The organism is Algoriphagus terrigena DSM 22685 (assembly GCF_000429445.1).
Taxonomy (GTDB): domain Bacteria; phylum Bacteroidota; class Bacteroidia; order Cytophagales; family Cyclobacteriaceae; genus Algoriphagus; species Algoriphagus terrigena.
This window is the reverse complement of sequence record NZ_AUBW01000045.1, coordinates 1-9115: the sequence shown is the minus strand read 5'-3', so window position 1 is coordinate 9115 and position 9115 is coordinate 1. Positions and strand designations below refer to the sequence as shown.

Sequence of the window (9115 nt, the reverse complement as noted above, 5' to 3'; positions counted from 1 at the left end):
TCTGAGCCCTGATAGAAAGTGGTCAGGCTGGGCAAGGTCGGATGTTGGCCGGGTGCAACTGACTTTTGGAGAATGGCAGAAATATCAATTTCCGGATCTTGATTTAGCGGTTCATCTTCAGGGCCTGGACTGCAAGAGCTCGAAATAATCAAAAACAGGCCACGGAGAAGGTTTGCTTTCAGTATTGCCCGTGATATGCCCAGTTTCCTTGTTATAAACTCGATCATGGTTAGTAAATTTTATATCAAATATAACTTTGAAAAGACCCGCTGGAGATAATGTGACGACAGCGCCAAATTACTTTAAGAATGACAAGATTTTAATCCATTTATAAGCACATACGTGACTACCCCGCGTGAGATTACTGCATTTTACTCAACTCTCTTTCTATCATCTGCTCCATACCGAGAGAGGGCTCAGATAAATCCGAACTGATAATTACACCCTCAGGATCAATCAAAAAATATTTGGGAATTGACTTAACCAGGTATTTGTCTCCAAACATATCATTCATCCCATCTGGAATATTGACCTCGGATCCATTACCATTGGGGTTGGTGTTGGATACAAATTCTTTCCATCTATCCAATTCAGAATCTAAGGATATCATAACGACCGCAATTCTCGGATCTGAGGAATACTTAGCCGCCATCTCCAGAATTTTTGGACGGTGCTGGATACAGGGACCGCACCAAGTAGCCCACGCATCGATCAGCACAAGCTTCCCCTTTAATTCAGAGAGTTTAAAGGAAGAACCGTCGGGTCTTCTTGCTTCAAAATCAAAGGCAGATACACCTGCCATAGACGAAAAGAATGAGTCAGACGCTCTATTTATTAGGTAGAAATAGGGATTATTCTTTTCGCGTTCTAAGGCTTCGTTGATTCTATCAGACGTAAATAAATGTTGGTGAGGTCGCCAGTAAGTAGGATGTTCGATGACTGATTGGATGTAAAAGGCTTTCAGAAAATCTTCTAGCGCTGGATCGGTGTTTTTGGATTCGATGATATCCAAGAAGAACGGAATAGACGGGATGGAATCATTTTTTCTCAGGTGTTCAATCTCATACTGATACAAAATCATATTTGGAAGTGATTTGGCTTCAGTTCCATAGGCTGGAATGTCAGCGACAAAATCAAAAAATGGATCTTTCGCCTCTAATTTTCGAATTATCCGGCCATAGAAAAAAAGGAAATTTTGAGCTCGAGCGTTATTTTGGTAGTTCAGTATTGCGTATTCACCTTCAGATAGTTGTTTCGAAGCCCCAGCGATAACTTCTTGTCTTTTCCCGATCAAGCTATCAAACTTCTGTTTTACCTCCGATACGTCGCCGTCTCCGAAAATTAAGCTGCCGTATTTTGAAAACATTTCATCAGTGGAATGCCAGAGGTAATTGCTCAACGAATCAGCGGGTTGGTTTTTAGTCTTCACGTTCTCCCCCTCGAAGACAAGCTCTCTTTTACTTCTTGGCTCCAGGATAGCTAAATAAGGGGATTCTTTTCCTTTGACATGAATGCCGGCCAAAAGAGGCTGCTTGATCGGGAAGAAAAATTTTCGCTGAGAAGAATTGAGCGGGATCTTGGCAATGGTCTCACCGGTGATTAATTCCTGAATGAATAAGCTGTCATATGGGTTCGAACTTTCAGGAATCGTTATTTCAAAAACCTCAGGTTCCGAACAGCTTTGAAAAGCCAGAAAAGCGCCGGTAACAAAAATGAAGATTTTGTTCATATAGATTATTTACGATCCTCAATATAAGCTATTTAAAACAAATAACTATTTATTAAGAGATAGGATTTTTTTTTTCGTTTCTTGTTCACCAAGGGAAGGGGATTGTGCGAAAGGTTGACAATTGATATTTTAATAAGAATTTGGACCAATAATTTTGAAATCAATCAATATGAGAAATCCCTCTATCTCCATATTTTTCTTTTTGTTGATGCTTAGCTCCAATTCAGTCTTTGCCATCAATCCAGACAGAGAATACATCCGTACCCCGGATTCAGTCAAATGGAATTATCAGCAACTGGACATCCATACTCCTGATGGTTTCCGTCTCAATACCTGGATCTATGAGGCAAAACCCGAAAACGACAAGGATACGGTTTTAATTCTTGCTTATCCAGACGCTGGAAATATGTCCTATTTCGTCTATCACGCAGCTATCTTGGCTAATTCTGGCTACACCGTAGTTACATTTGATTATCGGGGATTCGGGAAAAGCCAAGATTTCGAGATTCAGAAAGAATATCTTTATTACAGGGAGTTTGCTTGGGATCTAGAGGCAGTAGTGGACTCCATTTCTAACAAAATGCCAAACAAGAAAATAGGAATCTGGGCAATGTCTATGGGGACTACCATCACCTCAACGGCCTATCCCAATATCAGAAGCCAGATTGACTTTATTATAGGTGAAGGCTTCGTTACAGATCCTGACGCAATTGTGGAGTTCTACAAAGAGAAGAATAAAGGGATTCTCCTTCCTGAAAACAGCAATGAGTTTAAGAAATCCGTTGAATCCATCGACTGTCCCCTCTTGATTTTAACAGCATCGAAGGATGCAGTCACTACACACGATTCAGCCTTGAAACTTCAGAGTAAGCTTGGTGCTAATTGTCAAATCATCCGATATGAAGGAGATCATTTGACGGGGTTTCAGGTGGACTATGACAAGGTGGGCTTTGGAGGGTGGTTTGTGGATCAGGTAGATAGATTTTTGGGAAAAGCAGCAGCTTGATAGTGTGTCTTTAGCGATCTGGGTTACTCCCCGTCAGCGCCACACTCATGCCTGAATTTTTCACGGATGAGTGAATGAAGTTTTTTCCTAGTGAATATTTCCCTCCATCCTTGGTTTTTGGAGAAAATGGGTAAAGGAAGTCATGTCGATACAATACCCCAAACAATACCCGACATAATTGACCTGCCGGAGAAGGAGAGCCTGTTGGACACTCCAGTGGGATTGCACTATTACTGTCGTTGGGGAAGCCACCCAACCGGGCAGTGATTTAACAGCCCGTCGCGGCGGTAGAAAAAGTAAAAGCATTCCGGCCTTGATTTACCCCACCCTGTGCCTGCTAGTGGCCACCCCTACAATCTGTCCTCCCGATTCGCTGCACCTCTCGGGACAGGCTTTCGCTAGATTAGCCCGCCGCGGCGGGCTAATCATTTACGCTCAGTCCTCCTCTAGGAGAGGGAATTTGATCCGTGACACATGGAATACTCTTCTCCAATTTTCTTTTCTCTGGTGAGATGCTCCGAATTCTGTGACCTTCTGGCTCTACTTTTAGCAGGAAACACTTTACTCACCTATTAGTGATCAGGAACATTATCCTTTTGTATAGCCTGATTCGGTCCCGATATAAAATAGGTTCCATCCGTTCTTTCATGGAGTAGATTGGTGTTTTATTGATTCGGCGATTAAGGATACAAAAATGAAGGAGGACAGAAAGACCACATCTACCAACTATCTCAACCAGACCCATTTGGAAGAGAAATGTTCATTGAATGAACTGCTCCATGTAATGAGCAAGAGGTGGACTACAGATGTGCTTTTTGAAATCGAAGGAGGAAATGACCGTTTTTCCAGTTTAAAAAAAGCCCTCGATTTGATCAGTGACAACGTTTTGGCAAGCAGGCTTAAACTCCTTGAGCAGTATGGACTGATCAGAAAAAACGAAGATGATTCAGGAGTGGCGGGCAAATACCAGTATTTTCTTACGTCCAATGGAATCAGACTCAGTGAATTGTTAGGCCAACTGTGCGATTTCTCGGATTCACACATGAATAGCCGCTGCATCAACTGGAATGCAGAAGCTATCCATGGATAGAAATCCGTGCTTTTAAAGATCCGAATATTCGGTAGGATATAGGAAGGTGGTCACATTCTTGGAAACGTTGTGCTGATATTCGGGCATAGCAGACAGTTCTTTCCAATAAGGATCGCTGCCAAAGGACTGCCAGTGCGCATCCCGGTCCGCCTTGTTTTCAAAGGTGGTCATGTACATCAGATTTGGCATCGTACTGCCGGCGATTACCTCTCCGTAGAAGACTGCGTTGAAGCCCAGTCTTTTAAACAGGCCTACCTCATCCCCGTCATTAAACATCCTGATCTTGTTGGCGGAGATCTTTTCGGTGTGTCCCTCATAGCTCCGCAATTCATAAATCCGGTCTTTTTTGGGCCCCTGCAAATCCGGAACCGCGTAATGCGGATGCTTCTCAAAAGCATTCAGCAGGATGGTTTCGATTCGGGTAAACGGTGGATTGGAATAGGGAGCATTCAGGTACTTGGCGCCGGCAGATTGATAGAGTTGATCCTTGGCGAGTTGTGCTTCTATCTTGGCAAACTTCTGCTGGGAGTCAAACGGAATCAGTACATAAATCAACCTTTCAGCAGCACTCCCGTCTGCAGGAGCAACCGGCTTAAATACGCCTACATGCTCTATCCCCGCTCTGTGCATTGCCGGAAGATATGCCTGTTCGAGATATTCATCCACCACCTGTTCCTGCTCCGCGGACGACAAATGATATACTTTTAGCTGGTAAAAGTCTCCCTTTCCCGCAAATGATGGCCCCATACCCAGTAGCAGGATAGCCATTGCGGTGAATAAAATAATTGTGTTTTTCATGGTATTTGTAATTTATTGTTGATGCGCTGAAATTAGATGAAATCATCGGACTGACCCGGGAAATACGCACTCACTTTTTTCTAAGTCCCTGTGCTAAACCATCTTCTCGCCCATGCTTTTGCAGGTTTATTACAAAACCAAAAACTACAAAACATGCAATTCAGAAGCTGGGAAGATCAGATTTAGAAGTATCTCTTGATGGCTTCGGTAGGGAGTGGCTTGGATTGGAGCAGGATCTTCAAGTCTGCCACTGCTCAAGCTCCCTCTCCTAGAGGAGACGGGGGACAAGCCGTCAAAAAATCTTCTAGCAGAGGGCCAAGCGTGAAGAATCTTTCCGGTGGAAAGATTTAGCGAGGAGCCAGCATGCAGGGAGGCGAGGCTTGGGCCAGCTTGCAGGGTGGGTTTGTGGAGGGTGAGGTAAGAAAGCCTGTCCCGAGTTTTTTAATCCCGATCGTTACAGAATCGGCAATCGGGATGATGGAAATTGACCCTACAATAAACGTTTAAAACCGGACAAACTACTAATAGAGCAAATAGAACAGTTTTGTTAAACCCATTCTTCAGACCTAAAAGAAATACACGAAATTGGTTCGTGTATTCGGACGTTGACTGTACCCCAAACGAAACCTCGGATGACAATCGAAAAATGAAAAAACTATTATTATTTGGAGCGACAGGCAACTTAGGAAAAGAAGTTGCAAAAACCGCAAAACAGCAAGGCTATGATTTGACTGTTGTTGTTAGAAATAAGAGCAAGACAGGGCAGTTGACAAGTATTACAGACAGGTTTATTGTGGCAGACATAACAAAACGAAATCAATTGACTGACATTTGTAATGGTTTTGACATCGTAATTTCGACATTAGGAAAAAGTGTTTCGCCAAACGAAACCAGTAGACAATCATTTAACGACATTGACCTAATTGCAAATTCAAATATTCTTGAGGAGGCGAAGAAAAGTGGCGTGAAAAAATTCGTTTATGTCTCTGCATTCCATTGCGAAAAATATTTGCATCTGGAATATTTCAGGGTTCATCACGAGTTTTCAGAACGATTGAAAGCATCAGGAGTAAACTATTCTATAATTAAGCCACCTGCAATGTTTAGTGCCTTTTTAGATATGATCGAAATGGCAAAAAGGGGATTGCTTTCTAATATAGGAAAAGGCGACAAACGAACAAATCCTATTTACGAAGGAGATCTGGCTAACGAATGTGTGAATTCAATAAAAGATGACAATGTTACAAAAGAGATTGGGGGTAGGTCAATTTACACAAGACGACAATTAAACAAAATAATTCAAGAGGAGGTTTGTCCTGAAAAAAACGTAAAGAATATCCCGTTATGGCTTTTCAAATTTTCGTTACCTGTCCTGAAAGTGATCAAAAAAAATATGTACGATAAGTTCGCATTTTTCGCAGCTGTAATGCAGGAAGATACGATTGCACCACAGGTTGGACAGATGAAATTTGAAGATTATATTAAAATGAAAAGGAAAATATAGTTTACAAAAGCATATGCAATCAACACTGTGTTTATAAAATTTTGGCTGGACGACAAGCATTCGACTACAAATCACATTTTGCTTTTCTGGTACCTGCATCATGAATTTATTTCCGGAAATGGTGACATGCAAACTTTGAGCTTTGTGCTGCTCAGTTTCAGCGCTGGTTGACAGTTTAATGCTCCAAAATCCGCCCGAACCAAGGACCGAATCCGTTAATCTGTTTTCAGACCCAACTATTATGACAAATCTACAAGACAAAGTTTGGTATGCTTGCTACGGTTCCAACCTTTTGGAAGAACGTTTTCTGTGTTACATAAAGGGAGGACAGCCGAAAGGTGCAATGACAACTTATGTGGGGTGTACCGATAAGGCAATCCCCACAGATAATGAAGACTTTTATATTTGTTCGGAACTATATTTCGCAAAAGGCTCCAAAAACTGGGATAATGGTGGTGTTGCATTTATTAGGACTTTGTTTGGGCCACAAGCATCGACAATTGGAAGAGTATATTTAGTTACAAGAGGACAGCTAATTGACATCGCCAGACAAGAGACGAATACAAAAAATGAATTAACAATAGACTTTGACAAAGCCATCGAGGACGGATACTATATATTTAAACAAAAATCGTGGTACGGAAACCTAGTATATTTGGGACAACAAAATGACTATCCAATTTTCACACTGACAAACGAAAATGATCTACAGCCTTTGACAAAACCAAGTAGGAACTACATCAAAACTATTAGTGAAGGAATTAAAGAAGCTCATAATTTTGACGACAAAACAATTTTGGAATATTTAGGAAGCAAAGGCGGCGTCAAAGACAACTATGACAACAAAGAATTATTGGACATTATCAGCGAGTGAAACAAAAAACACTAGCTAACTACTAAGCTTCCGTTGTGTACGCATCACAGCCTGTCCCGCTGACAATCTGGAAACAATGAAAACTAGGCTGCACCAGCTGCTCCGATTATTTCGGGAAAACCGATGAAGTTAACTTCGCCTGCCATTCCGGAGCATAACCTGTCCTGAGCATCGGGATTGACCCCTTAAAGCTCGCTTTTCGCCTGGATTATGGGGGCTGACTTTTCTTGTGACACAGGTAAAGGCAGAGAGCAACTTCAATCGAACCAGCATCTCCAAGTCTACCTCTGCTCAAGCTCCCTCTCCTAAAGGAGAGGGCTGGGGTGAGGTAGGAGAGTGCCTGTCCCGAGATTTTAATCCCGATAGTTAGAATCGGGAAGTGCAACGGATCGGGAAGCCAGCCTGCGAGGTTGGTTTTCTCCTAACTAATTCTTTCCTTTAGGTACCAACCTTACTACCACCGATTGCAACCCATATATCCCTCGATGATCCCTGCATTCAGGTTTTTTTTTAACTTCCCTTCTTCTGCGTGCTTCCTTCTCCGCTTCGGTGCAGTCGGAGAATGCCTTTCGATTTTTAAACCAAGATTGCTTGAGGGTCTTTTATTTTGTACAGCGTTGGTTTGGCACGAGCCATTGTTCACGGCGGCATAAATATTTTTAAACTCGCAGGAAAGATGTCCTGTAAAATGCGAGGGTTTTCAATCAAATTTAAGTTTCCAGCTACATAATAAATCTTACAGGCAGGATCAGGAATCCCTCTTCATGAGTTCCGTCTCTGGCTTCTTTTGGGGAAAAATCCCATTGAAAGCCGTCCAAAACCCGTCGGACTTCAGCTTCGAATAAAGGTTCGAATTCTGGATTGCCAATAATCATTTCTTTAACCTTTCCCTCCTTGTCAATTTCCAGAACAACAATGAGAGAACCCTCAATGCCCCTGCGACGAGCTTTAGGGGGATATGAGAGATTTTCTTTAAGGCGGGAATATAATTCTTCCTGATTGTTGAGTTGAGATGTAAAACGATTGTTTGGGAGAGGGACGGTGTCCTTAGATGCGGTAATTTCCCATCCTGAAGTAAACAGTGATTTTTCTCGGTACACCTCAGCAAACAATATCCCCTCTTCAAAAAATTGGATAGTATCCTTCTCGTCTACTAGATCTCTGATTTCTACTCCGGTTGTATCACCGGATGGAGAAAATTGGACAGCGTAGGATCGGGTCGGAATTTTTCTTTTCTTCTCTTTTGTCATCCATACTTGCCTCGTGCTAATCAGGACGCCTGCTGTGTCATAATTTTTAGTGGAAAACAAACTGTCAGAGTTTTCCACAGTGTGCTGATAAAGCACCGGCTTGTAAGTCAGGGTGTCAGTAATTGCATACCCGTATTTGTTTAGTGGTACAATGTCTTGACATATAGCGATTTGACACAGGATAAATAGTAGAATTAGGCTCAGGATTTTTGGCATGAACGGGGTGGTATTGATAAGACCGACTCAATTTCGAAACGTGAAGTTAGTTGAAAGTGTGACGATTCCAGATATCGTAGCCAGTAGGTTAATTAATTCTTAGACGAGCGGTTTTCTGCTACTTAATGTTTTGGTAGACGTTTCTCCAAGGCGCTTTGCTTTGGATGTGAGCGGCTTTGAAAGGACCAGCATCACCAAGCCTACCACTGCTCGATCGCCCTCTCCTCAAGGAGACGGGGGACAAGCCGTAAAGAAATCTTCCGGTTGGAGGACCGAGCGTCAGGAAACAGTCCGGGGGGACTGTTTTAGCGAGGGGCCAGGTTGCAGGTGACTTGTCCTGAATTGAGTTTACACCAGGTAAACTACTATGAAACGACAAAAAGAAAAAAAGACGAGAGGAATAGGGTCTCTGAGTTGGGCTGAGCGGGAAGAAATGATCAAAGAATATCTTTCGGGGAATTACTCTAAAGTTGAGATTTGGAACAAGTACACGGGTCAATCTACAGAACATGGGAAAATTCTTAAGTGGATGCGAATGCTCGGTTATTCTGATAAAATCGAAAATCCAGTTAAAAGACATTTATCTTCGGGTTTTACCAGACAACAACAACCCGTTTTGGCCACCAAAGACAACCTGCAAGATCCAAG

Annotated in this window: 9 protein-coding genes; 5 read left to right on the top strand and 4 right to left on the bottom strand. The window is 42.4% G+C overall.

Annotated features, from left to right (window positions below; translation table 11 throughout):
* Nucleotides 1–227 (bottom strand): hypothetical protein (locus G459_RS30320; RefSeq protein WP_026969811.1); only part of this gene is annotated, 227 nt, incomplete at its 3' end.
* 134 nt (nucleotides 228–361) lie between these two features.
* Nucleotides 362–1729, bottom strand: a complete 1368-nt coding sequence (locus G459_RS0123710; protein WP_026969786.1) for a TlpA family protein disulfide reductase — start codon at nucleotides 1727–1729, stop codon at nucleotides 362–364.
* 169 nt (nucleotides 1730–1898) lie between these two features.
* Between G459_RS0123710 and G459_RS0123705 the strand changes: the two genes are divergently transcribed.
* Together G459_RS0123705 and G459_RS28470 are read left to right on the top strand one after the other, a co-directional pair.
* On the top strand, nucleotides 1899–2735 hold the full coding sequence (locus tag G459_RS0123705; protein ID WP_026969787.1) for an alpha/beta hydrolase: 837 nt from the start codon (nucleotides 1899–1901) through the stop codon (nucleotides 2733–2735).
* A 694-nt stretch (nucleotides 2736–3429) separates the two neighbouring features.
* The gene (locus G459_RS28470; RefSeq protein WP_051315400.1) at nucleotides 3430–3825 is read left to right on the top strand and encodes a winged helix-turn-helix transcriptional regulator; all 396 of its coding nucleotides are present in this window, start codon (nucleotides 3430–3432) and stop codon (nucleotides 3823–3825) included.
* 12 nt (nucleotides 3826–3837) lie between these two features.
* On the opposite strand, the gene G459_RS0123695 is transcribed toward G459_RS28470, so the two are convergent.
* On the bottom strand, nucleotides 3838–4623 hold the full coding sequence (locus tag G459_RS0123695) for an NIPSNAP family protein (protein WP_026969788.1): 786 nt from the start codon (nucleotides 4621–4623) through the stop codon (nucleotides 3838–3840).
* A gap of 646 nt (nucleotides 4624–5269) precedes the next feature.
* Here G459_RS0123695 and G459_RS0123675 point away from each other — a divergent pair.
* Nucleotides 5270–6127, top strand: coding sequence for an SDR family oxidoreductase (locus tag G459_RS0123675; RefSeq protein ID WP_026969810.1), 858 nt, complete (start codon nucleotides 5270–5272; stop codon nucleotides 6125–6127).
* 241 nt (nucleotides 6128–6368) lie between these two features.
* Complete coding sequence (locus G459_RS0123670) at nucleotides 6369–7001, top strand: hypothetical protein (protein ID WP_026969809.1); 633 nt, start codon at nucleotides 6369–6371, stop codon at nucleotides 6999–7001.
* Nucleotides 7002–7723: 722 nt separating this feature from the next.
* On the opposite strand, the gene G459_RS28465 is transcribed toward G459_RS0123670, so the two are convergent.
* Nucleotides 7724–8467, bottom strand: a complete 744-nt coding sequence (locus G459_RS28465; protein WP_035456900.1) for an energy transducer TonB — start codon at nucleotides 8465–8467, stop codon at nucleotides 7724–7726.
* 367 nt (nucleotides 8468–8834) lie between these two features.
* On the opposite strand from G459_RS28465, the gene G459_RS30235 reads away from it, so the two are divergent.
* On the top strand, nucleotides 8835–9115 hold a 281-nt coding region (locus G459_RS30235), incomplete at its 3' end, for a hypothetical protein (protein WP_035456896.1).

Excerpts from the sequence above, each read along its gene's own strand:
- G459_RS0123710 (WP_026969786.1), bottom strand. The coding sequence starts at position 1,729 with ATGAACAAAATCTTCATTTTTGTTACCGGCGCTTTTCTGGCTTTTCAA.
- G459_RS0123705 (WP_026969787.1), top strand. The coding sequence starts at position 1,899 with ATGAGAAATCCCTCTATCTCCATATTTTTCTTTTTGTTGATGCTTAGC.
- G459_RS28470 (WP_051315400.1), top strand. The coding sequence starts at position 3,430 with ATGAAGGAGGACAGAAAGACCACATCTACCAACTATCTCAACCAGACC.
- G459_RS0123695 (WP_026969788.1), bottom strand. The coding sequence starts at position 4,623 with ATGAAAAACACAATTATTTTATTCACCGCAATGGCTATCCTGCTACTG.
- G459_RS0123675 (WP_026969810.1), top strand. The coding sequence starts at position 5,270 with ATGAAAAAACTATTATTATTTGGAGCGACAGGCAACTTAGGAAAAGAA.
- G459_RS0123670 (WP_026969809.1), top strand. The coding sequence starts at position 6,369 with ATGACAAATCTACAAGACAAAGTTTGGTATGCTTGCTACGGTTCCAAC.
- G459_RS28465 (WP_035456900.1), bottom strand. The coding sequence starts at position 8,467 with ATGCCAAAAATCCTGAGCCTAATTCTACTATTTATCCTGTGTCAAATC.